Annotated in this window: 25 protein-coding genes; 12 read left to right on the forward strand and 13 right to left on the reverse strand. The window is 60.0% G+C overall.

Going from position 1 to position 23,254, the window contains the following annotated elements; genetic code table 11:
- The first annotated feature begins 141 nt into the window (after nt 1-141).
- The 4 genes from ACXHRN_RS07195 (at nt 142) to ACXHRN_RS07210 (ending at nt 4,505) form a co-directional block, all read left to right on the forward strand.
- The gene (locus ACXHRN_RS07195; RefSeq protein WP_488640642.1) at nt 142-648 is read left to right on the forward strand and encodes a dihydrofolate reductase; all 507 of its coding nucleotides are present in this window, start codon (nt 142-144) and stop codon (nt 646-648) included.
- Nucleotides 649-820: 172 nt separating this feature from the next.
- Nucleotides 821-1,909: an FtsH protease activity modulator HflK gene (gene hflK / locus ACXHRN_RS07200; protein WP_488640643.1), complete on the forward strand. Its 1,089-nt coding sequence runs from the start codon at nt 821-823 to the stop codon at nt 1,907-1,909.
- Nucleotides 1,906-2,814: a protease modulator HflC gene (gene hflC / locus ACXHRN_RS07205; protein ID WP_488640644.1), complete on the forward strand. Its 909-nt coding sequence runs from the start codon at nt 1,906-1,908 to the stop codon at nt 2,812-2,814. Before hflK ends, hflC begins: the two co-directional genes overlap by 4 nt.
- Nucleotides 2,815-2,939: 125 nt before the next feature.
- The gene (locus tag ACXHRN_RS07210) at nt 2,940-4,505 is read left to right on the forward strand and encodes a Do family serine endopeptidase (RefSeq protein WP_488640645.1); all 1,566 of its coding nucleotides are present in this window, start codon (nt 2,940-2,942) and stop codon (nt 4,503-4,505) included.
- A gap of 72 nt (nt 4,506-4,577) precedes the next feature.
- Here the strand turns inward: ACXHRN_RS07210 and ACXHRN_RS07215 are convergent, their stop codons facing one another.
- The 3 genes from ACXHRN_RS07215 to serB are packed head-to-tail and all read right to left on the reverse strand — an operon-like array spanning nt 4,578 to nt 6,070.
- Nucleotides 4,578-4,898, reverse strand: coding sequence for a BrnA antitoxin family protein (locus ACXHRN_RS07215; RefSeq protein ID WP_488640646.1), 321 nt, complete (start codon nt 4,896-4,898; stop codon nt 4,578-4,580).
- On the reverse strand, nt 4,840-5,130 hold the full coding sequence (locus ACXHRN_RS07220) for a BrnT family toxin (protein ID WP_488640647.1): 291 nt from the start codon (nt 5,128-5,130) through the stop codon (nt 4,840-4,842). Before ACXHRN_RS07220 ends, ACXHRN_RS07215 begins: the two co-directional genes overlap by 59 nt.
- A 49-nt stretch (nt 5,131-5,179) precedes the next feature.
- Nucleotides 5,180-6,070: a phosphoserine phosphatase SerB gene (gene serB, locus ACXHRN_RS07225; protein ID WP_488640648.1), complete on the reverse strand. Its 891-nt coding sequence runs from the start codon at nt 6,068-6,070 to the stop codon at nt 5,180-5,182.
- A gap of 22 nt (nt 6,071-6,092) precedes the next feature.
- Between serB and miaA the strand changes: the two genes are divergently transcribed.
- Nucleotides 6,093-6,959: a tRNA (adenosine(37)-N6)-dimethylallyltransferase MiaA gene (gene miaA / locus ACXHRN_RS07230; protein ID WP_488640649.1), complete on the forward strand. Its 867-nt coding sequence runs from the start codon at nt 6,093-6,095 to the stop codon at nt 6,957-6,959.
- A gap of 9 nt (nt 6,960-6,968) precedes the next feature.
- Here the strand turns inward: miaA and ACXHRN_RS07235 are convergent, their stop codons facing one another.
- The 4 genes from ACXHRN_RS07235 to ACXHRN_RS07250 form a co-directional block, all read right to left on the reverse strand.
- Nucleotides 6,969-8,990: an ATP-binding protein gene (locus ACXHRN_RS07235; RefSeq protein ID WP_488640650.1), complete on the reverse strand. Its 2,022-nt coding sequence runs from the start codon at nt 8,988-8,990 to the stop codon at nt 6,969-6,971.
- A gap of 127 nt (nt 8,991-9,117) precedes the next feature.
- Nucleotides 9,118-9,696 (reverse strand): NADPH-dependent FMN reductase, encoded by a 579-nt coding sequence (locus tag ACXHRN_RS07240; protein WP_488640651.1) that lies wholly within the window; start codon nt 9,694-9,696, stop codon nt 9,118-9,120.
- Between the two features lie 113 nt (nt 9,697-9,809).
- Nucleotides 9,810-10,178 (reverse strand): winged helix-turn-helix transcriptional regulator, encoded by a 369-nt coding sequence (locus ACXHRN_RS07245; protein WP_488640652.1) that lies wholly within the window; start codon nt 10,176-10,178, stop codon nt 9,810-9,812.
- A 60-nt stretch (nt 10,179-10,238) separates the two neighbouring features.
- Nucleotides 10,239-11,336 (reverse strand): helix-turn-helix transcriptional regulator, encoded by a 1,098-nt coding sequence (locus tag ACXHRN_RS07250; RefSeq protein WP_488640653.1) that lies wholly within the window; start codon nt 11,334-11,336, stop codon nt 10,239-10,241.
- 326 nt (nt 11,337-11,662) lie between these two features.
- Here ACXHRN_RS07250 and ACXHRN_RS07255 point away from each other — a divergent pair, with 326 nt between their 5' ends.
- The 3 genes from ACXHRN_RS07255 to ACXHRN_RS07265 all read left to right on the forward strand — a co-directional run bounded on the left by ACXHRN_RS07255 (nt 11,663) and on the right by ACXHRN_RS07265 (nt 16,139).
- Nucleotides 11,663-13,444 carry an acetolactate synthase 3 large subunit gene (locus ACXHRN_RS07255; RefSeq protein ID WP_488640654.1) on the forward strand — a complete coding sequence of 594 codons (1,782 nt, stop codon included), beginning with the start codon at nt 11,663-11,665 and terminating at the stop codon, nt 13,442-13,444.
- A gap of 125 nt (nt 13,445-13,569) precedes the next feature.
- Entirely contained in the window at nt 13,570-14,142 is a 573-nt protein-coding gene (gene ilvN, locus ACXHRN_RS07260) for an acetolactate synthase small subunit (RefSeq protein WP_488640655.1), read from the forward strand.
- Between the two features lie 305 nt (nt 14,143-14,447).
- On the forward strand, nt 14,448-16,139 hold the full coding sequence (locus tag ACXHRN_RS07265; RefSeq protein WP_488640656.1) for a hypothetical protein: 1,692 nt from the start codon (nt 14,448-14,450) through the stop codon (nt 16,137-16,139).
- A gap of 158 nt (nt 16,140-16,297) precedes the next feature.
- Here ACXHRN_RS07265 and ACXHRN_RS07270 read toward each other — a convergent pair whose 3' ends face one another.
- The 4 genes from ACXHRN_RS07270 to ACXHRN_RS07285 all read right to left on the reverse strand — a co-directional run bounded on the left by ACXHRN_RS07270 (nt 16,298) and on the right by ACXHRN_RS07285 (nt 18,928).
- Nucleotides 16,298-17,071 (reverse strand): anti-sigma factor family protein, encoded by a 774-nt coding sequence (locus ACXHRN_RS07270; RefSeq protein ID WP_488640657.1) that lies wholly within the window; start codon nt 17,069-17,071, stop codon nt 16,298-16,300.
- Nucleotides 17,068-17,625 (reverse strand): RNA polymerase sigma factor, encoded by a 558-nt coding sequence (locus ACXHRN_RS07275; protein ID WP_488640658.1) that lies wholly within the window; start codon nt 17,623-17,625, stop codon nt 17,068-17,070. Before ACXHRN_RS07275 ends, ACXHRN_RS07270 begins: the two co-directional genes overlap by 4 nt.
- Nucleotides 17,606-17,983: a COG4315 family predicted lipoprotein gene (locus tag ACXHRN_RS07280; protein WP_488640659.1), complete on the reverse strand. Its 378-nt coding sequence runs from the start codon at nt 17,981-17,983 to the stop codon at nt 17,606-17,608. Before ACXHRN_RS07280 ends, ACXHRN_RS07275 begins: the two co-directional genes overlap by 20 nt.
- Nucleotides 17,984-18,079: 96 nt before the next feature.
- Nucleotides 18,080-18,928, reverse strand: coding sequence for an aldo/keto reductase (locus tag ACXHRN_RS07285; protein WP_488640660.1), 849 nt, complete (start codon nt 18,926-18,928; stop codon nt 18,080-18,082).
- A gap of 151 nt (nt 18,929-19,079) precedes the next feature.
- On the opposite strand from ACXHRN_RS07285, the gene ACXHRN_RS07290 reads away from it, so the two are divergent.
- Complete coding sequence (locus ACXHRN_RS07290) at nt 19,080-19,673, forward strand: LysE family translocator (RefSeq protein WP_488640661.1); 594 nt, start codon at nt 19,080-19,082, stop codon at nt 19,671-19,673.
- Here the strand turns inward: ACXHRN_RS07290 and ACXHRN_RS07295 are convergent.
- Nucleotides 19,665-20,147 carry a DUF2269 family protein gene (locus ACXHRN_RS07295; protein ID WP_488640662.1) on the reverse strand — a complete coding sequence of 161 codons (483 nt, stop codon included), beginning with the start codon at nt 20,145-20,147 and terminating at the stop codon, nt 19,665-19,667. The two genes, ACXHRN_RS07290 and ACXHRN_RS07295, sit on opposite strands and share 9 nt — an antisense overlap.
- Nucleotides 20,147-21,427 (reverse strand): NAD(P)H-binding protein, encoded by a 1,281-nt coding sequence (locus tag ACXHRN_RS07300; RefSeq protein ID WP_488640663.1) that lies wholly within the window; start codon nt 21,425-21,427, stop codon nt 20,147-20,149. The genes ACXHRN_RS07295 and ACXHRN_RS07300 overlap by 1 nt, the downstream gene beginning before the upstream one ends.
- Before the next feature lie 79 nt (nt 21,428-21,506).
- On the opposite strand from ACXHRN_RS07300, the gene ACXHRN_RS07305 reads away from it, so the two are divergent.
- From ACXHRN_RS07305 to ACXHRN_RS07315, 3 genes are all read left to right on the forward strand, one after another.
- Nucleotides 21,507-21,899, forward strand: coding sequence for a VOC family protein (locus tag ACXHRN_RS07305; protein WP_488640664.1), 393 nt, complete (start codon nt 21,507-21,509; stop codon nt 21,897-21,899).
- Nucleotides 21,900-22,034: 135 nt separating this feature from the next.
- On the forward strand, nt 22,035-22,157 hold the full coding sequence (locus tag ACXHRN_RS07310) for a hypothetical protein (RefSeq protein ID WP_488640665.1): 123 nt from the start codon (nt 22,035-22,037) through the stop codon (nt 22,155-22,157).
- A gap of 10 nt (nt 22,158-22,167) precedes the next feature.
- Nucleotides 22,168-23,193, forward strand: a complete 1,026-nt coding sequence (locus ACXHRN_RS07315) for a DUF1254 domain-containing protein (RefSeq protein ID WP_488640666.1) — start codon at nt 22,168-22,170, stop codon at nt 23,191-23,193.
- The last annotated feature ends 61 nt before the right edge of the window (nt 23,194-23,254 follow it).

Below are 23,254 nucleotides of genomic sequence, written 5' to 3' on the forward strand. Positions count from 1 at the left end.
ATGAAACCCTTTACGGGCCGGTTCCTCCGAGTATCGTGCCTTTGGTGACCCTGAGATTGTGGAAGCGAAGGAAGTGATGGCGACGATGCAAACGATTTGGACTGCCGGAAAGCTTGTTGGCGCCAAGTTGCCGGTTGTCGCATGAAGATCTCGCTCGTCGTCGCCATGGCGGACAACTACGTGATCGGCCGGGACAATGGCCTGCCTTGGCGGCTGTCCTCCGATCTCAAGCGGTTCAAGGCTTTGACCATCGGCAAGCCCATCGTCATGGGCCGCAAATGCTACGAGTCGATCGGCAAGCCATTGCCGGGCCGCCCCAATATCGTCATCACCCGTGACAAGGCCTATCATGCAGACGGCGTGATGGTCGCGCATTCCTATGACGAGGCAATTTCGCTCGCGACTGCGGAGGCCGACAAGCTCGGCACCGACGAGATTGCCGTCATCGGCGGCGGGGAAATCTATCGGCTGGCGATGGAGGGAGCGGACATCCTGCAGGTGACGCATGTCAATGCGGTGATCGAAGGCGATACCTGGTTCCCATCGATCGACCCTGTGATGTGGAAGCCGGTTCGCGAAGAGGCCGTTCCGGCCGGCGAAAAGGACCAATATTCAACGAAATTCGTCACCTATGCCCGCGTCGACTGACGGATAGAATCGACTTCTGCCGAAACCGGAGCGGTAAAGACATATTTTCATCAAAAATCACTGATCTCTGACCGCATGCGTTGAAACGTAAACCGGGGATACCTATAACGGTCACGGGAATGCCGGCACCCGCAACGGTGGCGGTCGAGGTTCACTCAATAAAGAGGTATGAATGCCCTGGAGTAATCAGAATGGCGGCGGCCCTTGGGGCGGCGGCAAAAACCAGGGCCCTTGGGGACAAGGGCCGAACCGCGGGCGCGGACCCGGTGGCAATACGCCGCCTGATCTCGATGAGATCATCCGCCGCAGCCAGGATCGGCTCAAGAACATCTTGCCCGGTGGTTTCAATGGCGGCGTGGCAGTGATCGCGCTGCTGCTCGTCGCTGCATTCTGGTTGATGCAGGCCGTCTATACCGTCCAGCCGGACGAGCGTGGCGTCGAATCCGTGTTCGGCAAGCCGAAGGACGAGGTTGCCAGCCCAGGTCTGCATTTCATGTTCTGGCCGGTCGAGACGGTCGAACTCGTCAATGTGACCGAACAGCAGCAGAAGATCGGTGCTTCCGCCAGCGGTCAGCAGGGCGAAGGCCTGATGCTGACCGGCGACCAGAACGTCGTCAACGTGCAGTTCTCGCTGCTGTTCTCCGTCACCGATCCGCGCGCCTATCTCTATAACGTCGCCGAACCCGGCAAGACGCTGGCCCAGGTTGCCGACTCGGTGATGCGCGAAGTGGTGGGCCGCCGTCCGGCGCAGGACATTTTCCGCGACAACCGCCAGGCGATCGCACAGGAAGTCAAGGACCACATCCAGAAGACCATCGACAACTATCACGCCGGCATCGCCGTCAATACGGTGTCGATCGAGGACGTGTCGCCGCCGAAGGAAGTCTCCAGTGCATTCGATGAAGTCCAGCGTGCCGAACAGGACGAGGACAAGATGATCGAGCAGGCCAACCAGTACGCCAACAAGGTGCGCGGCCAGGCCAATGGTGAAGCGGCGCAGATCCGTGAAGAAGCGGCTGCCTACAAGAACCGCGTCGTCAAGGAAGCTGAAGGTGAGGCCCAGCGCTTCCTGTCGGTCTACGAGCAATACAAGAAGGCGCCGGAGATTACCCGCAAGCGCCTCTATCTCGAAACAATGGAAAAAGTGCTGCAGAACTCCAAGAAGGTGATCACCGATAGCAATGCTCCGAGCAACGGTGTGTTGCCCGTGCTGCCGCTCAACGAGCTGATGAAGCCCGCCACCAAGGAGGTCGCGAAATGAGTAATCGTATCGTCGTCTCCGCAGCCATCGTGCTTGTGCTGCTGTTCGGGATTTTCTCGTCTTTCTTCATCGTCAACCAGCGCCAGCAGGCAATCGTCATCCGTTTCGGCCAGATCACCGACGTGAAGACCGAGCCGGGCATCTATTTCAAGCTGCCCTTCGCGTTCCTCGATGCTGACCGTGTCCAGTATGTATCCAACCAGGAACTGAGGCTCGATCTCGACAACATGCGTGTCCAGGTTTCTGGCGGCAAGTTCTATGAGGTCGACGCCTTCGTGGTCTACAAGATCAACAATGCACGGCTGTTCCGCGAAGTTGCCTCGGGTGACGTAGCGCAGGCTGAATCGCGCCTTCGCACCCGTCTCGATTCGGCGCTTCGCCGCGTCTACGGTCTGCGTGGCTTTGAAGCCGCTCTCTCCAACGAGCGTGCCTCGATGATGAAGGAAGTGCGCAACGACATCACCAAGGATGCTGAATCGCTCGGCCTTACGATCACCGACGTGCGCATCCGTCGCACAGACCTGACCAAGGAAGTCTCGCAACAGACCTTCGACCGCATGAAGGCTGAACGTCTGGCCGAGGCCGAAGCGATCCGAGCCCGCGGTAATGAGGGCGCCCAGCGCCGCCAGGCGGTGGCCGACCGCGGCAAGGTGGAAATCGTCGCTGCTGCCGGCAAGGACGCGCAGATCCTGCGTGGTCAGGGCGATGCCGAACGCAACCGTGTCTATGGCGAAGCCTTCACCAAGGATCCGGAGTTCTACGCCTTCTATCGTTCGATGACCGCTTATCAGCAGTCGTTGGGCGGAGGCGATGCGACGCTGGTCTTGTCGCCGAATTCTGAGTTCTTCCAGTACTTCAACAGCGAAGTGCCGAAGACGGCTCCGGCGCCGGCCAGTGCTCAATGATCGACAGGTCGTCGATTTTTAGTTGATATCGAGGGGTTGCTCTATGGGCAGCCCCTCATTTCGTCGTAAATGGCGCATAGTAAGTGAAATGAAGTCCCGGCGCGGCCGGGCGGCGGAGGTTTCGAATGGCATTGCAGATCCTGAACAGCAAAGGCGCTTTGCGAGCCGGACTGTCCACCATTGCGGTCGCCGCGGTGTTGGCGGCGTCCGTCGGCCATCCGCTGCACGCACAGGAAGCCACGACCGACCACCGCACCCAGCATGGGCCGGAATCGGTCGCGGATCTGGCCGAAACGCTGACGGATGCCGTGGTCAACATCGCCATTACCCAGAGCGTCAAGCCGGAAGGCGACGAGGGCTTTCCATCGCCGAACCTGCCGGACAGCGCGCCGTTCAAGGATCTGTTCGACGATTATTTCAAGGACAAGGACAAAGGCGCCAACAGCGCCCGCAAGGTCAGTTCGCTCGGTTCGGGCTTCGTCATCGATCCCGCCGGCTATATCGTGACCAACAACCACGTCATCGAAGGCGCGACCGACATCGAGGTCAATTTCGCCAACGGCACCAAGCTCAAGGCCAAGTTGATCGGCACCGATACCAAGACCGACATCGCGCTTCTGAAAGTCGAGCCGAAGAAGCCGCTGACCTTCGTGAAATTCGGCGATTCCCGCAAGATGCGGATCGGCGACTGGGTGATGGCGATTGGCAATCCGTTCGGCCTCGGCGGTTCGGTTTCCGTCGGCATCATCTCGGCGCGCAACCGCAACATCAATGCCGGTCCCTACGACAATTTCATCCAGACGGACGCTGCGATCAATCGCGGCAATTCCGGCGGGCCGCTGTTCAACATGTTCGGCGACGTCATCGGCATCAACACTGCCATCATCTCGCCCTCGGGCGGCTCGATCGGCATCGGCTTTGCCGTGCCGACAGAAATCGCCGCGACCGTGGTTGCCCAACTCCGGGAATTCGGCGAGACCCGCCGTGGCTGGCTCGGCGTTCGTATCCAGCCGGTGACTGACGACATGATCGCCGACCTGAAGATGGACGCGCCGCATGGCGCCCTGGTTTCCGGCGTCATCAAGGGCGGACCGGTGGACAATGGCTCGATCCTGGCTGGCGACATTATCCTCAAGCTCGACGGCACCGATATCATAGAGATGCGCGACCTGACCCGTATTGTCGCCGAGAGCCCGATCGGCAAGCCGATGAAGGCGCTCATTCTCCGCGACGGCAAGCAGATCGAAGTCACGGTCACGCTTGGCAAGCAGTCGGAAACCGACGTCAAGGCCGCTGATGCGAAGCCGACAGTGCTCAATGACGACAATGCGGCGCCCGATGCTGACAATCCCGACAGCCAGGACAATCCGGATGCAACGGTTCCCGAACCGTCTGTCGACACGCTCGATCTTTCGCTGGCGGCGCTGACGGCCGAAAATCGCAAGGAATTCAAGATTCCGGAAAGCGTGGAGGGGGTCCTGGTACTCGATGTTCCCGAAGGCACGCCGGCCTACGAGAAAGGCGTCCGCAAGGGTGACGTGATCGTCGAGATCGCTCAGGATTTCGTCAATTCGCCGGAAGACGTTTCCTCCAAGATTGCCGAACTCAAGCAGGACGACCGCCGCAACGCCTATCTGATGATTGCCAATACCAAGGGCGATCTCCGGCTCGTTGCCGTGCCGCTCGAATAGCGGCTGGGCGGCTGTTGACGCGGGATACCCTGATGAGATTGGGCGCGCAATGCCGTGGCAGTTGCTTGAGTCTTAGCTTGCCTTTTTAATTGCCTCTTGCATGTAAAGCCGAAGGGCGCGGTTGATCTCTGTCTGGTATCGGCCGTTTTCCGCATGCGCCTTGTACCATTCCAGGAGGTCGGCATCGAGCCTGATAGTCACTGGTGTTTTGACGGGACGAAACAATGCACCGCGACGGGCGGTGGTCCATTGCGCATCGGTAATTTCAGGAATGTCGCTCGTATCGATCTGATCGTCAGGCAATTCCGAGAGATAGCGAAGCTCGGCTTCGCGCTCAGGTGTCATCTCCTGACTGATATCGTCGCCGTTCAACCGTCGTAGCTTTTCGGGCACTGATAATCCTCACTATTTCCTGGTCTTCCGTTCCACGGTGGGTGTGAACTGCGACCACCAAGGCGTATGAACCAACCGTTCCAATTGCGAGCCATCTCTCTTCGTCCGCCGAGCCACTGTCCATTAGTAGCAGATGTTTCGGATCGAGCCAGATTTCGCATGCATACTCGAACGAAACGCCATGCTTGGCCTTGTTGATCCGGTTTTTGTTTTCATCCCATTCGAACTGCATCGCAGTGTACCACACTCTCTAAAATGTACATACAAAAATGTACGTACAGCTACGCAGTCACGAAATCGCTCTTCCGGTATCCCTGGATGTAGAGGAGCGCTGTCAGGTCGCCATGGTTGATGCGCATTTTAGCTTCCGCTGCGACGGCAGGCTTGGCATGCAGGGCAACGCCCGAGCCTGCCAGATGGATCATGCCAAGATCATTGGCGCCGTCACCAACGGCAATGGCATCCTGCGGCGTGATGCCCAGCATCTCGGCGAAGGCGACGAGCGCGTCGACTTTTGCCTGCTTGCCTAGAATAGGTTCGGCGACCTCGCCAACCAGTTTGCCGTCTTCTTCGAGCAGGATGTTGGCGCGGTTGACGTCGAAGCCGATCATTTCAGCCACGGGGCCGGTGAACACAGTGAAGCCGCCGGACACCAAGGCGGTGAAATATCCCTTGGCCTTCATGGTGCGGACGAGCTCGATACCGCCCGGCGTCAGCGTGATGCGCTTTTCGATGACCTCGCCGACGACCGATGTCGGCAGGCCCTTCAGCAATGCGACACGCTCGCGCAAAGCAGGCTCGAAGGCAATCTCGCCGTTCATGGCGCGCGCGGTGATCTGCGAGACCTGGTCCTTGAGGCCGACTTCCGCGGCGAGTTCGTCGATGCATTCCTGGTCGATCATGGTGGAATCCATGTCGGCGATCAGTAGTTTCTTGCGGCGCAGTTCGGCCTCCTGGACCACGACATCGATCGGTTTCCCGTCCAGCGCTGCCCGAAGTGCAGCCTCCGCATCGCCCTCGGTCATGTCGTCACGGATGGCGATATCCGCGGCGATGCCGTCTGCCAGCCAGTAGAGACCGGAGGCATTGATGGCGGCGGCGGCCTTCTCGGCGAGCGCGACCGTGAGAACTGGATTTGACGGATTGGCTATAAGCGTGGCAACGAGGGCCATAAGGATATCCTTGGGGAATGGAATGGACGCGATCCTGATAACCGGGCCGACGGCCAGCGGCAAGTCTGCTCTCGCGGTGGAGATGGCGCAAAAGCATAATGGCGAGGTGATCAATGCCGACAGCATGCAGGTCTACGACACCTTGCATGTGCTGACGGCGCGGCCTTTCGAGCGGGATATGGACGGCATACCGCACCATCTCTACGGAACGGTGCAGGCGAGCGCCAAATATTCGACAGGTGAATGGCTGCGCAGCGCCGAGCGAGTGGTCACAGATGTGAGCGCGCGCGGGCGCATGCCTGTGTTTGTCGGCGGAACCGGGCTTTACTTCAAGGCGCTGACGGGTGGCCTCTCTGACATGCCGGATATCCCCGATGCAATACGAGAGAAATGGCGCAGTCGTCTTGTCGCAGAAGGCCCCGGTGCATTGTACGGCGAGCTTCAGAGCATCGATGCCAAGGCAGCCAGCATCCTCGAACCTGCCGATGGGCAGCGCATCGTGCGGGCGCTGGAGGTGATGGAGGCGAGCGGCCGGTCGATCGTCGATCTGCAGGCCGCCGCAGGCAGGGCGGTCATCTCGCCGGATCGCGCAGAAAAGCTCATTGTCGAGCCGGATCGCGCCGTGCTGCACGATCGCATCAACCGGCGGTTTGCCAAGATGCTCGACATGGGCGCAGTCGAGGAGGTGCGGGCGTTGCGGACTCTCGATCTCGATCCGGCCATGCCGGTGATGAAGGCGATAGGCGTACCGCAGATTGCCGCCATGCTGCGCGGCGAGATGTCTAAAGACGAGGTGATCGAAAAGGCCTCCGCCGCCACACGGCAATATGCCAAACGGCAGATGACCTGGTTCCGCAACCAGATGGATGAGAGCTGGAAGCGTCTTTGAAACGGCGCTCTATCGCTTGAAGAGCGTGTCGAGCGGCTTCTTGAGCAGGCTTTCGCGGCGCAACTGGCGTTCGGGACTCAAGTGGTCGGAGGAAGGGAGATGCGTCTGGTCGGAACCGGTATTTTCGCGCTCGCGTCCGAGCAGCGCGCTATAGCGATCGATTCTGGTATCATGTTCCATGCCATTGCGGGCAAGACCCGGCAACATCCCTGGATTATACGGTTCAAGCGTTTCGCGCTGCGGCAGGATGTCTGTATGCGCAGTAGTAGGCTCGACCGGAGTGGCGCTGTCGGGGTGGCTGCCAAGCACGGCTTGAAACACGGACGCTTCAACGGCCGAGACACGGCTCTGGAAATCGGAAATGTCTGGACCGCCGCTGGTACGCATCCTGTCGATGATCGTCGAAAGATTGATAGTGCCGGGATCGAAATCGGTGCTGTTTACCTCGGCGCCGTGCGCGCTCGGGAGCAGGCTTTCCTTGACGCGGTTGAACCGCAGACGCATCGGCACCGGTACGGCTTCGCCGAAGGCGATCGCTTCGCCATTGGCCAGCGAGGAAATAAAGCTCAATGCCGAAGCCGACGAATTGGGCAGCGCCTTGGCGATGATCTCCTGGTCGCGGTCGTTGGAGAGGCGCAGTGCGAACACCGTCGAGCACTGCGAGAGGATGGTCTGGTCGAGTTCATTGGGGCGCTGGGTGATGATCCCCAGTGAGCAGCCGTATTTACGGCCCTCCTTGGCGATGCGGGCGATGGCCTGGCGGGTCGGGAAGAAGCCGAGCGAGGGATCGGCCGGCACGTAGCGGTGCGCTTCTTCGCAGACGACGAGGATCTGGATCGCGCCCTTGCTCCAGAGCGAGACCTCGAAGGCCATGCGGCAGAGTACGGAGGCGACGGAATTGACGACTTCGGACGGGATGCCGGCCAATTGGAACGTGCTGATCGGCCGGTCGCCGCCGGGAATGCGGAAGATGAAGGCCACGGTCTCGGCGATCGTATCGGAGATCGTATTGGACGAGAACATGAAGCGATAGCGGGGATCGCTGATCGCCGCGGTGAGGCGAAGTTTCAATGCTCTCAGGTAAGGCTTTTCATTGCGGCCGTCGAGCTTGCCGATGCGCTCGTCGATCAGTGCCATCAAATCGGCAATGCGGTATGGAACCGGCGTGTCGGCAGTCAAGCCGTTGCGTTCGCTGAGCCGGCGGCCGGCACCTTGTTCCGTGCCGCGGAAGGATTTCTTGGCTTCCGGAATCAAGTCACGCAGCGCATCGATTTCGTCAGCCACCGGCGGCCGGCCGCGGAAGAGCACCTCGGCGAACTCGTCGAGCCTAAACAGCCAGAAGGGCAGGTCGAGATTGTCGGTATCGATCACCACCGCGTGGTCCGGGAAGGCGGCGGCGAATTCGTTGTGCGGATCGAGGATCAGCACGCGCAGGCGCGGATTGGAGGCAATCGCCTCACGCAGCAGCAGCGACACGGCGGTCGATTTGCCCGAACCGGTGCTGCCGACGACGGCAAAGTGCTTCGACAGCATCGAGGGCATATGGATCGCCGCCTCGATGCTTTCTTCCTGGCTCAGCCGGCCGATGACACGAGTCTCGGTCTTGCCGTGATCGTAGATGCGGATGAGATCCGAGGACCTGATATGATGGGCATGGGCGCCGAGATAGGGATAGGCTGAAATGCCCGAGGAAAACTTCTCCGTGCCGTCGGGTAACTGCCTGACCTCACCCATCAGTTCCAGTTCAACCTGGAAGGCGTTCGGCTTGTCTTCCGCCCAGAGCGGAGCCGTTGCATGGATCGACCTTGTGAGCGCCACTACGCGGTTTACACCGACAACGATCGTCACCAGACGCCCGACCGACCAGTCGCTCAACATTTCGGCATCGCTACCGACGATGCTCGATGAGATGATCGCCTTGCTGCCGTCGCAGGCAATGACATGGCCGAGGGAGCGGGTTTCCGGCTGCTCGATCTTGCGCCGTTCCTGCAGGCCCGCATTGGGAGAATTCTGCAAATCCTTGCTATACAAAACGCGGCTCCGATTGCATTCGAACGCCCACAATATCTGTGCCGAGTTAACATTCTCCTTTCTTTGCTAATGTATCGAAATGACACAGGCCGGCGGCGAGTTGCCGGCCTGTGATGTATGTCGAAACTTAAGCTTCGCGCGCTGCCTTCAGTGCATTGGTCCACCAGACGAGCTCGTCGAGCATCTTGGCCGCGCCTTCATCCAGATAGCCGAAATCGGCCATCGTCTTGCCCTCGCGCATGATGCCGAGCATTTCGGCCATGCCGATGTGGACGGGGTATTTCAGCGAGGCGACCTGCAGCTCGGCCAGGATGCCGCGCAGATGTTCCACCGCCCGTGCGCCGCCCGAACCGCCATAGGCGACGAAGCTTGCGGGCTTGCGGTTATACTCGGCATAGGCATAGTCGAGCGCGTTCTTGAGCACACCGCTGACCGAGTGATTGTATTCGGCGGTGATGAAGACATAGCCGTCGAGGCTTGCCATCTTCGCAGCCCAATTCTTGGCGACTTCGTTCTGAACCGGCACGTAAAAGGGCGAGCCGTTCTCCTCGAAGAAGGGCAGGGGATAATCGCGGAGGTCGACGACTTCGAATTCGGCATCGTTGCGCGCCGCTGCGATCTTCATCAGCCAGTTGGTCGGATTGTCGGCGAAACGTGCCGCCCGCGTTGTGCCGATGATAACGCCGATTTTGGGTTTGCCAGTCATGTTTGCTCCTATGCTTACGAATGGTAAGCAATGAACTAGGAGTAACCAAAGGAGCTGACAAGACGGCACTTTTTGGGAAGTGACGCACACAAAGGTAAGTATTGGAAGCCGGGCTACCTGTCCGACGAGTCGAAGGCGCTTTGCGATGCTTCGATGCCGTCGCGGTTTTGCATCACCCATTGGCCGATAGGATCGACGGCGGTTTTCAGCGAGCGGCCCAGCGGTGACAGTTCGTAATCCACACGTGGCGGAATGGTCGGATAGACGGTGCGGATGATCAGCCCGTCTCGCTCGAGATTGCGGACGGTGACGGTCAGCATACGCTGGGAGATGCCGGGGACGGCACGATGCAGCTCCTTGAAGCGCAAAGGTTTGTCGCCGAGCTGCTGCAGAAGCAAGATCGTCCACTTGTCGCCGACGCGCGACAGGATATGAGCAACTGCCCGGCAGTCCTCTGAGAGATGTTCGTTCGGTTTGGCCATCAGCGTGCTTATCACAATGTCAGCGGGGTGAAAAAGCCCCGTGCTCTGCCAGAGATGGTGTCAATCCATCGATCTGACAAGCGAGATGGCGGCCGCGAGGTCGGTCTGGCGCGAGAAGCCGGTCTTGGCGAAGATGTTCTTGAGATGCTGGCGCACGGTTTCGCGCGATATGCCGAAGGCCAGTGCAATGCCGCCAATGTCCTTGCCGCCGGCGATCGCCTGTGCGACGCGCGCTTCCATGGTGGTGAGGTCAAAGAGGCCGCGGATCAGCGCGGTCGGTGCTTGCTTGGCGACGTCGATCGGCGTGAGAATCACGAAGAAGGCGGCCTTGGTGAACAGGTCGCGGGCACGCCCCTTGACCGGCATGAGATGCAGGACCGCGGCGTTGCGATCTGCTGCGCGCGGCAGTGCCAGCGACCGGTTGGCGAGCCGGACGCTATGGTCGGCGGAGCGGAACGCCGACAGGCATTCGTCGAGCAACCGGTTGGCACTGTCGTTGAGCAGCCTGAGCCTGTCATTGGACTGGATCGCGATCTGGTCGGTCAATTCGGCAAACTGCCCATTGCAATCGATCACCCGGCCTCGCTCATCGACCGCAGCGGACGGCAGGCCGGTCATGCCCAAAGCCTCGTTGGCACTTTGAGTTCGTTCGAACGCCAGGCGCGAGGCGAGCATCGCCGAGCGGGCGATATGAGGGCGAAGCGCAGTCAATCGGTCTACCGCTTCCTTTGCTACCGGGCCTTTGCTGCGAGCCTTCTCGATCGACAGGATCAGGATGTCGTCATTGGGTAGGGGAATATGGTTGGCGACCGCATAGCCCAGCCCGGTCGGCCAGAGGAGATCGCGATAGATCGGGTCCTTTTCCATTTGCTCTGATGTGTAGTGATCGGCGTCCGAATGGAATTCGTTGGGGGAAAGGCCCATCAGTACTTCACCGCGGGTGTTGCGGCTCCACCAATCACCCTCCCGGGCTTTGACCATGAGTTCCTCGGCGCCCTGCGTTGATATGGTGCGGTTTGCCCGATAATCGCGGGTTGAGTGCAATAGTGCACCTTCTGCATCGGCAATGGCCGAGAGCTCGTCGAGCATCGCAACCCACAGCTCTGGCATGAGAGCGGCTTCGTAGATGCGGTCTATAATGCTACTTTCAGGTGCCATGTGTATTTGTTTCTCCTGAATGACAATTGCCTACACGTATGGAAAGTCAAGCGCCCCCGTGTGGGTTCCCACAAAATCACCTGAAAACAGCGCAATATGTGGGAATTGCTATGAAATTTTTCTGATTGACGATTGCCGCATTTCCTATTAACAGTTCCGCCCATGATTAAATTTGCAAGCATTCTTGTGGTGGGTAGGCGCATGGGCAGGATGGTGTAACCATCCGGCGAAAGCTCCCATGCGCTAGACGAGGCTCCTCCGGGGGCCTTTTTTTATGCCCTATAACTTGCTATGTGCGCGGAAATCGAAGGGAAGGAACTCTAAAAATGACGGGCAAAGATGATATGCGGATGACGGGGGCCGAGATGGTCCTACGTGCGCTCAAGGACAACGGCGTCAAGCACATATTCGGCTATCCCGGTGGTGCGGTGCTGCCAATCTACGACGAGATCTTCCAGCAGGAAGACGTCCAGCACATCCTCGTCCGCCACGAGCAGGGCGCCGGTCACGCGGCCGAAGGTTATGCCCGGTCGACCGGCAAGGTCGGCGTGATGCTGGTCACGTCGGGTCCGGGTGCGACCAACGCGGTCACGCCGCTGCAGGACGCCTTGATGGATTCCATCCCACTCGTCTGCATCTCCGGCCAGGTTCCTTCGAGCCTGATCGGTTCCGACGCCTTCCAGGAATGCGACACGGTCGGCATCACCCGGCCCTGCACGAAGCACAACTGGCTGGTCAAGGACGTCAACGATCTCGCCCGGGTTCTGCATGAAGCCTTCCGTATTGCTCAGTCTGGCCGTCCGGGCCCGGTCCTCGTCGACATTCCCAAAGACGTCCAGTTCGCCACCGGTACCTACCAGCCGCCGTCGGCGATCCCGATGGAAGCGCATTACCAGCCGAAGATCCAGGGCGACCTGTCTGAAATCGAGAGGGCTGTCGCACTGCTGGCCGGCGCCAAGAAGGGCGTCATCTATTCCGGTGGTGGCGTCATCAATTCCGGCCCTACGGCGGCCAAGCTGCTGCGCGAACTGGTCGAGGTCACCGGCCTGCCGATCACGTCGACGCTGATGGGCCTGGGCGCCTATCCGGCTTCCGGTCCGGCATGGCTGGGCATGCTGGGCATGCACGGTACCTATGAAGCCAACATGGCCATGCATGATTGCGACGTCATGCTCTGTGTCGGTGCCCGCTTCGACGACCGCATCACCGGCCGCCTGAATGCATTCTCGCCGCATTCCAAAAAGATCCACATCGACATCGATCCGTCCTCGATCAACAAGAACGTTCCGGTGGACGTCAAGATCATCGGCGACAGCGCCTCGGTGATGGAAGACATGCTGCGCATCTGGCGTGCGACTGCCAAGACTGCCGACAAGAGCCGGATGAAGGATTGGTGGGAGCAGATCAATCGCTGGCGCGGCCGCAATTCGCTGGCCTATGCGATGAACAACGATGTCATCATGCCGCAATATGCCATCGAACGCCTTTATGAGGCGACGAAGAAGCATGACACCTACATCACCACCGAAGTTGGCCAGCATCAGATGTGGGCGGCGCAGTTCTTCCATTTCGACGAGCCGAACCGCTGGATGACCTCGGGTGGCCTCGGCACAATGGGCTACGGCCTGCCGGCAGCTTTGGGTGCGCAGATCGCCCATCCCGACAGCCTGGTCATCGACATTGCCGGTGACGCATCCGTGCAGATGACGATGCAGGAAATGTCCTGCGCCGTGCAGTACAATGCGCCGATCAAGATCTTCATCCTCAACAACCAGTATATGGGCATGGTCCGCCAGTGGCAGCAGCTGTTGCACGGCAATCGCCTGTCGAACTCCTACACCGAAGCGATGCCTGATTTCGTCAAGCTGGCTGAGGCCTATGGTGGCCACGGCATTCGCTGCGAAAAGCCGGGCGATCTCGATGCGGCCATCCAGGAGATGATCGACGTCAAGAAGCCGGTCCTGTTCGACTGCCGGGTTGCCAATCTCGCCAACTGCTTCCCGATGATCCCATCGGGCAAGGCACATAACGAGATGTTGCTGCCGGACGAGGCGAGCGATGATGCAGTCGCCAACGCAATCGACGCCAAGGGCCGCCAGCTAGTCTAAGCCGCCTCTGCGTTGGCATGCCAACGCTTCGGCAGCTTAGAGATTTTGTTTAGGGCAGGTTCTTGTCGGAAAACCGCAAGGACACTTTTCCGGAACCTGCCCGGGATTTTGGGAGTGAAATACCAATGACCGCACACCTTCAGCCGACCGGTTCGGCCTACTTCATCTCCAAGGACACGGCGCTGGCCGAAAGCCACACGCTATCGATCCTCGTCGACAACGAACCGGGCGTGCTTGCCCGGGTGATCGGCCTGTTTTCCGGCCGCGGCTACAACATCGAGAGCCTGACGGTCTCCGAGACCGAACACGCATCGCACCTGTCGCGCATCACGGTCGTGACGCGCGGCACGCCGCATGTGCTCGAACAGATCAAGTCGCAGCTCGAGCGCATCGTGCCGGTACACCGCGTTGTCGACCTCACGGTTCGCGCCCATGACCTCGGCCAGGAACGGCCGATCGAACGGGAACTAGCGCTGGTGAAGGTTGCCGGCAATGGCGATCACCGCGTGGAAGCCCTCCGGCTCGCCGAGGCTTTCCATGCCAAGGTCAGCGACGCGACCGTCACCCATTTCGTCTTCGAGATCACCGGCAAGTCGTCGAAGATCGATCAGTTCATCGCCATCATGCAGCCGCTCGGCCTGATCGAAGTCTGCCGCACGGGTATTGCGGCCATGAACCGTGGCCCGCAGGGGATGTGATCACATAAGAAGGCGGCGCGAAAGCGTCGCCTTTGCATCCGCTTTGCGCCAATTTCAGCCGTTGCGGCAAACTTGCCTCTGCCCGGAAGCGGACATCGCGGGTGCCATGCTGGTTGTGCTAGTGCGCCATTTTCAGACATTCTTCGCGCCACTCCAACGCGGACCATCGTTCGAAGCGCAGTTTTGGGCTTAAAGCACCACGTTCAATTAGAATTTCAGGCTTGGACTTGGCGAACAATTAATGATCGCATGCATAATTCTGCGGGATGATTGTCGCCCGAACCCTCTTTATCGCATATGCGGCCTTGACCGTAGTAACCGCCTTGATGGTTGCAGTTCCGCCGCTGGCGATCCTTGTCGGCATTCTGACCCTTGGGCTCGGAGTGCTGATCCCCTCGATCTGGCTCTACGTCACGGCGATGATACCAGGACTGTTGCTGCACAGGAGTGGTGTTCACTGGTCGCTTGCGGCGCTCGTCAGCGTCACGGCGGCAGCGGCGCTCGCCATCATACCCGCCAGGATCGCCGCACCGCGCGCCGAGCAGACCCTGCTCGAACTGACCGCCGATGACTTCCGCAAGCCCTTGCCACGCAGGCCGGAGCGGATCGAGCTGATCCGCGACCAGGTGGCCTTTGTCCGCAAGGGCGACGATCCTGTCGAGCACGCGGCCTGCGACGAAATCTGCCAGCACCTGCTGCTGACGCATCAGATCACAACCGTGACCGTCATCGCCCATGCGATGTACGGCAAGCCGCCGATCGTGGTCAGCTACTCGCTCGCGGCGATGGCTAGGTGTCCCACAGCCTTCGACAGCCGCCATGCCAATGTACTTCGATCGACGACAAAGGCCAGGATTGCCGGCCTTTGCATCACCCCGGCGCGCGGTATCGGCATGACCGATGGCATCAGTATCAGCGAGCGGGAACTCGCCCACCGTTCGGTCCCCACATTCTCATTGACCACCGTCAAACTGGCCCGGCGGGTGGAAGTCTCGAAGAGACGACAGGGAGAGGACATTCCTCTGCTGCGCACCACTGAAGTGACGATCGGCAGCGCGTCAGCACCCTTCATGATCTTTCCCTATGCCGGGTTGCTGACGACGGTCAGCGGGACTGGCATCGCGAAGGACCACCGCACCGTCAACACGCAACCCTTGCTGGCGTTGATGGACCAACTCGGCTTCTCGCTCGTTCCCGATGGGAAACGACGGGACAACATGCCGGTCCAGGCGATGATCTCCCTTGCCGACGGGCCGCTGCAACCCGACAGGACCATAGTGTTGTCGATCCTGGCCCAGCCCGGCGCGGATCGCTTCGATCGTGACGTGCAGGATGCGGTAAACCAATGGACGGAAAAGTTCTGGTCCGGCAAGGTCGACCCGGACGATGAAGACCGTTCGACATTGTCCGCCGTAACGCTCGACCGCCGGATGTCGCGGATCGGTGGTCTGCATGTGCTGTGGCGAGGCCGTTCAGACATGGTAACGCTGCTGGCCGAACCGATCCTGACACGGTTGGCATGGCCGGTGAGTGACCCATACTACGACCAGGACCGACAACTGGCGCACCTGGTGCAAAGACAGGACAAGGCCTTCCTGTCGGCGCACTCGGCGGCGCTGGTTGCGATCGTGCGGGACCGCCTGTCACGCAACACTTCGCCGCTGCTTGTAGCGGCTGTCGGACTTGGCGCGGATGCAACGCCCGCAGTGCTGGCAGGCCTGGGTTCCGCGGACATTATGATCCGCATAGACGCCATTAACGCCGCCTGCCGGGCATCAGCGGACGCCGCCACGATCTTACCTGTCATCCGGACCATGTTGTTCGAACAAGGTCCGGAGAACAGCAACCTGATCGTTGCGCTGGCGGCTTTGGGCGGCATCGAAGCGGCGGAGCGGGAGATCGAACGTCAGCCTGCCCGGGACAAGAAGCGCCTGTGGGCAGTGCTGCGGCACAACACCGTCGGCGGCAAAGTCCGTTGTCCCGATTCCATAAGTTGATTCTTCGTGCCGGTGTTCGCTATGTTCACTATTGAGTATCAAGATTAGTCGATGAAAATCGGCTTTGAGTCGTCAGCGGAATGGCGGCTTGTCGACGCGATTGTCCCAAAAGCTGTCGGCCCGCTACGGCCGCCAAAGCGGTCTTTCATACGCATCCCTCACGTATCAAACTGCTGATAGCAAATATCGGCGATGCTTCTCAGGACGTCGCGGGGGATTTCTCCCGTGACGGCGTAGGAGAGGTTGTCGTCGATCCAGTAGAAGGTCTCGACGGGGCCGTCGGCGGCGAAGCGGAAGCTGGTGATGGCATCTTCCTCGCTCTGTCCGACAAGAACGGTCAGCCGCTTGCCGCTTGCCTCCTCATACATCAACAGCGCGCCCGCCTTGCCATTGACCGGTACCAGCCGGCCGCCGACCAGGCTGAAGCCGAGGCTTGAGAGGTCGGGTGCCGAAAACTTGTGGCCGAGGCGCTTGCCAAGCCAGGTGACGAGATGGTCCTTCTCGTCGGCGCGCACCTCGACGGGGTGGCGGACCTCGCTCGCATAGATCAGGAAGGCGGAATTGGCCTCGTCATGCAGCGATGCCTGCTGTATTTCGACCTTTTCCGTTGAGGGGATCCAGTGCCCGGTCACGGCACCAGCGGCAAACAAGCAGATGCCGGCAGCGACCAATGCAGTGCGCGCCAGCCACGGGCGGGATGCCGGATGCTGCGTCAGGTGCAGCAGGGTGGCATCATTGGGCAGCGAGCGCTGATAAGGGGCAAACATGCGCCTGATGTCGCTGTTCTGTGCCTGCCATACCAGCACCTCGGCCCGATCTTCCGGATGGTCATCGAGCCATTGCTCTACGCGCGCTAAATCTCCGGCCGGCAGTTGGCCGTCGGCATAGGCGTGCAGGTCATTTGCGGTGACTGGTTTTTCCTCGTCACTCATTCGGATCTCCAGAGCGGTATGATGTTATCCCCGGCAAGCTGCTTGCCGAGTTGTTCGCGGGCGCGGGCGAGCCGCGACATGACCGTGCCCTGCGGCACTTTGAGCATTGCGGCAACTTCGGCATAGGCATAGCCTTCGATCACCACCAGCATCAGCACGGCGCGATGCTCGGGGCTGAGCGTATCGAGCGCGCGTGCAAGACGGGCGCGTTCCAGCGGATCACCCGTCGTGTCTGTTGCCTGGATATGCTCGGCCTCTCCGATCTCGACTTCGGGAAAGCGCCGTCCGCGTCGCGTGCCGTTGCGATAGAGATTGGTCATGATAGTCAGGACCCAGCCGCGCAGGTTGGAGCCGGACCATGCGGCACGGCTGGCGAGCACCCGCTCGACACTGTCCTGCAGCAGGTCTTCGCCGTCGGCATCGGAACGGGTCAGGCTGCGCGAATAGCGGCGCAGGTCGGGCAGGAGGGTCAGCAGTCCACGTTCGAAACTGCCGGGCGGAGGCGCATTTGCCTCCTCCGCCCGAGGTGGCGGCTTATTCGGGCCGTGCGGCATCCCAAACACCCTTGAAGCCGTCACCTGTCACGTCGCCCTCTTTCTTGTCCTCCGTCCAATAGTAGAGAGGCTTGCCATAGTATGCCCATTGCATCGAGCCATCCTTGCGCTTGATGATCGTATAGTCGTCGTCGGCCTTGTCGCCTTTTGCAGCCATGAAAGGCGGCCATGCCTCGGCGCAGGCGTCATTGCAGTTCGACTTTCCCTTCTTGTCCTTCTTGAAGGTGTAGAGCGTCATGCCCTTCTCGCCAGCGATCACATTGCCTTTCTCCGTCTTGACGGTCTTGACCGGCGGTTCGGCAAAGGCGAACGAGGCGCTGGCCAGCAGCATGAGAGGAACGAGAGTTCGGATACGCATTTTGGTCTCCCTATGATGTGATGCCACAGCCATTTCGTGCGGCTATCCATGAGACACATGGCGTCGGGAATTTATTCCATCGGATCCGAAAAAATCTCAGATCATTTCCAGCGGCGTCTTTCTCGCCGGTGGCGGGAAGGCGGCATCGAGCGAGGCCCAGTCCTCGTCGGTGATCTCAAGCGATACGGATTCGCGGTTTTCAGCGACACGTAGCTTGCTCGATGTCTTGGGAATGGGGATGACGCCATCGCGCTCCAGCAGGAAGGCCAGCGCCACCTGCGCCGGCGTCGCCTGATAGGCCTTGGCGATGCGGATCAGTTCATGGTGGCGCAGAAGCTGGCCCTGCTCGATCGGCGAATAGGCCATCAGCGGGATGTTGCGCTTCTGGCACCAGGGCAGCAACTCATACTCCGGACCGCGGCGGGAGAGATTGTAGAGCACCTGGTTGGTGGCGACGTTTCCGCCAGCCGGAACACCCAGCAGTTCCTCCATGTCGTCGGTGTCAAAGTTGGATACGCCCCAGGCGCCGATCTTGCCGGAGGCCTTGAGAGCCTCGAAGGCCTCGATGGTTTCGCCAAGGGGGTAGTTGCCGCGCCAATGCAACAGGTAGAGATCGAGATGGTCGATACCCATGCGCGAGAGGCTGCGCTCGCAGGCCTCGATCGTGCCGTTGCGGCTGGCATTCCACGGATAGACTTTGCTGACCAAAAAGAGCCCATCGCGTCGTCCCTTGATCGCCTCGCCGACGATCTTCTCGGCGCCGCCATCGGCATACATTTCCGCCGTGTCGATCAGTGTCATGCCGAGATCGATGCCTGCCTGCAGGCTTTCGATCTCGTGCTTTGCTTCCTTGGCGCTCTCGCCCATGTTCCATGTGCCCTGGCCGAGAGCCGGGACTTCAACGCCGTTAGGAAAAATGATGGTCGGAATCGGGTCGTCCTGCATGAACATTTCACCTCGCTTGCAATGATTGGAGCATATTGCCTCCCAACGCGAGGTCAAATGATCTTCAATCAATTTCCGTGCGACGAATGCCATTTCTATTCATTGGACGAGGAGGGATAGGTCAGTATGAATGACCTAATCGGAGGTCTGCATGTCACTCGAAATTTTCTTGTCCCTTTTGCTGTTTGCATTCACGACCTCGGTCACGCCGGGGCCGAACAACATGATGCTGCTGGCGTCAGGCGTGAATTTCGGCTTCCGTCGCACGATCCCGCATATGTTCGGCATCGAGGTGGGGTTTGCGAGCGTGCTTCTCGCGGTCGGCTTTGGCATGGGGGCGATTTTCAAGGCGCTGCCGGTGCTGTACATCGTGCTGAAGATTGCCGGCGGGCTCTATCTCCTCTGGATAGCCTACTCGATCAGCATGTCGCGATCGCTCGGGGATGGCAACAGCAGCGCCTCTCCAATGGGAATATGGGCCGCTGCGGCCTTTCAGTGGGTCAATCCCAAGGCCTGGGTGATGGCGGTGTCATCGATGGCGGCGTTTGCCGATCCGGATCATCTGGTCCTGACTGTATCCATCATCACCTTCTCCTTCGCAGTCCTGACCTTCCCATGCCAGGGCGTCTGGGCCGGCTTCGGCTCGGTGCTGCGCGAATGGCTGAGCCATCCGGTGCGGCTGAAATGGTTCAACATCTCGATGGCGGTGCTTTTGGTACTGTCGCTCTGGCCGATGCTAAAATAGTGGAATGTAGGGCTTGGTCAGCATCAACCAGATGATGCCGATGACGGCGAAAAAGGCGGGAAAGCCGCAGGCGAACCAGATGCGATAAAGCCTGAAATAATCCGGTGGCAGCGGCTGGTTGTTGGCTACTGCCGTGCGAACCAAATTCCTGATCTGGATCTGTATGCGGACGACCGGCAGCCAGAACAGGCCGGTAAACACATAGAGCACCAGCGACAGCACGATCCAACCCTCCGCCAGCGACCAGCCGATTTCGCGTGTCAGCAAATAGCCGGTGATCGGCTGCACGATCGCGGCGGTCGCGGTAAACAGCGTGTCGGCAATCACGACGGTTCCGGAGACATGGGCGATCAGGGCGGGATCGCGCGTCCGATGGACCATGACCATGAAGAAGGCGATGCCGGCGCCGGTGCCGAACAGCACGGTGGCGCCGATGACATGGGTAAGCCTGAGGACATCCACCCATTCCGGCATCAGCGTTCCTCCAGGATGGCGAGGCCGACCAGGGCCAACATCATCGACGGCAGGACTTTTACATAGGGGCCGAGCGGATCAAGCCATAGGCCAGGTGCCAGCATCGTGCCGCCGAGGAGATAGGCGGCGGATATCACGAGCATGCCGATCAGCGATCGTCGGGCCCAGGGTCTGAACGCCACAGCGAGTCCGAGGCTGATATCGAGGGCGCAGGTCAGCAATGTCAGAGTGATCGCGACGCCAGCCGGCATGAAAGGTTCCATGAAGGCCGCGGCGCGCAGGGGGGCGAGCAGCGGGATCAGTCCGGATAGCAGCCAAAAGATCGACAGGACCAAAAAGACCAACGGCTTGGCGAGGTAAAGGCGGGCGAACCAGAGGTCCTGGATCCCGGCGGGGTGATTGGCTAGCGTCTGTTCGGCGGAACTGAAGATATGGTCGGCAGGGTGCCTGAGGATGGTCAGTCCGCCCGCCATCACCGCCATCGCCGTCGACCGCAGCGGCGAGCGCCAGCCCAGTTGTCCCAGCCGATCGGCGACCCAGCTGACAGGTCGCGCAAGCAGCGCAGGAACCGGTATCACCGGGGCCGGCGGCAGACCGAGCCAGCTGCGATGAAAGCGCACGAGGCTTTCCAGTGTCTCCGGTTTTGGCGAGGCGAGATCGTAGTCGCCATTGGCGACGATTTCGCCCGACACCGCCTTGGCGACGCAGTCGGCGACATCGTCCAGCGATACCGTCGCCACCGTATTGTCATGATAGGCCAGGGGGATGACGTCAGGGATGGACGCCAGTGCCCTCAGCAGTGCCGTGCCACCAAAAGCGTTGCGGCCGATGACGAGGGCAGGGCGGAAGATCACGTGTGGCAAGCCAGACGCCGCCAGCGCTTCGTCCGCTCGGCGTTTGGTCGCAAGGAACGGAGTGTCCGAACCCGCCGAGTGAGTGTTGGCCGAAACCTGCACGATCAGGCCGATACCCGCTTGCTTTGCTGCTGCATAGAGCGCCAGCATTGCGCGTTCCTGGCTGGCGGCGAGGTCGTCGTGCAGACCGTCCTGAAGGGCGCCGGCGCAATTGACGACCACATGCTGATCACGCAGAAGCTGAATCCAATCTGCGGGTTGCACAAGGTTGTTGAGATCGGCTTTCAACCACTTCAAGATCTTTAGCTGGTTTCGCGCCCGCTCAGGATTGCGGCCTAGCCCGGTTATCGAGTGGCCGCCGGCTGCCAGCCGGCGCGCCACTGCCGAGCCGATGAAGCCGGTGGCACCTAGTATCAGAATGTTCATCTGTGACCCCGACGCTGTTTCCCCTGACAGACTTCAGCACTTATGCTGTTATCTTCATCTGCGGTAAAGAGGAGGCGATATGCTGAGCTATCTGAGCATTGGTGCAAACGACCCCGTCGCGTCGGGGCGCTTCTACGAAGCCGTGCTGCTGCCGCTTGGTTATGAGCGGGCAGAAAGCGGCGAGTCGATCCGCTTTTCGCTTCCCGATGTTGCTGACAAGGATAATGGCCCGGGCACGGTCTGGATCCAGCGGCCGTTCGATGGTGAAAAAGCGACGCCGGGCAATGGCATGATGCCGGCTTTCAGGGCTTTCAGCGTCGAAATGGTGCAGAGCTTGCATGCGGCGGGCATTGCTGCCGGCGGCACCGACGAGGGTGCGCCGGGCATACGCGAATACTACGCCGAGGACTTTTATGTCGGCTATCTTCGAGATCCCGTCGGCAACAAGATCGCGGTGTTTTGCGTACTTTAACGCGGCTTGGTCAGCTTGTTACGTTCGAATTTACCGTAACGTACTTCCCCCGTCGCACGTATCAGCGCCCTAATGGGCATGATCGCGGTGCGAGGCCAATGGCCAGCCTGCGCAGGTGGATCGGGGAGCCGCAAAATGGCCAACTGGGTGCCGACCGATCCCAACCGCCGTTTCGAGCTGATGTTCCGGCTCTACGCGTCGACTAAGGACCTCTTCGACAAGAAGTGGACAATGCCAGATGTCGAGCGGATAAGGTGAGGAAAACGTCATGAAGACTTTCGATTTATCTGCCTTGGTCGGCGTCTTGTCGCTAATTGCAGGCGCAACCGGCGCAACGGCTCAATCCGTCCCCGTTACTGCCGATAATTTCATTCGAGCGGAAACGGACCTGTATTTCGGCAATGCGCAAAAGGATGCGGGCGGCACGGGCAAGTTCTTTCATCATCGCGAGCCCACGCGGGTCGAGAAGCAACCCGTTATCAGGATGAACCGAGACACGCTCTATTCCGGTGCGGTCTTCGACCTTGACGCCGGGCCGGTGACGCTGACCCTGCCAGATGCAGGCAAACGCTTCATGTCCATGCAGGTGATCAACGAAGATCAGTATACGCCGATGGTGGTCTATAAGCCCGGCAGCGTGACGCTGACACGAGATGAAATCGGCACGCGCTACCTTCTGGCTGGGGTGCGCACATTGGTCGATCCGAATGATCCCAAGGACGTGGCGGATGTGCACGCGCTGCAGGATGCAATCAAGGTCGAGCAGGCCGCTTCCGGAAAGTTCGAGGTGCCGAGCTGGGACCCGGAAAGCCAGAAGAAAGTTCGTGATGCCCTGTTGGTTCTGGGGACGACATTGCCCGACTCCAGGGGGATGTTCGGTAGCAAGGATCAGGTCGATCCCGTGCGGCGGCTGATCGGAGCGGCTATGGCCTGGGGAGGCAATCCCGAAAAGGACGCGACTTATCTTACGATCACGCCGCCGAACAATGACGATACCGATCCACGAACACTCACCGTGAAGGACGTGCCGGTGGACGGATTCTGGTCGATCAGTGTTTACAATGCGCAGGGCTATTTCGAGAAAAACCCTTACGATTCCTATTCGATCAACAACATCACCGGCCAGAAGGCAGGGGATGGCGCCATCACCGTGCAGTTTGGTGGGTGTGACGGGAAGATTCCGAACTGCCTGCCGATTGCCAAGGGCTGGAACTATATCGTGCGGCTCTATCGGCCACGTTCGGAGATCCTTGACGGCACGTGGAAATTTCCAGATGCGCAGAAGTTGAAGTAAGCGTCTAAAGCTGCCGAATGAGGCATGCTGCCTTGTTTTGCCGCGCGAATCCTGCATGAGT

The organism is Shinella sp. OV683, from assembly GCF_057787725.1.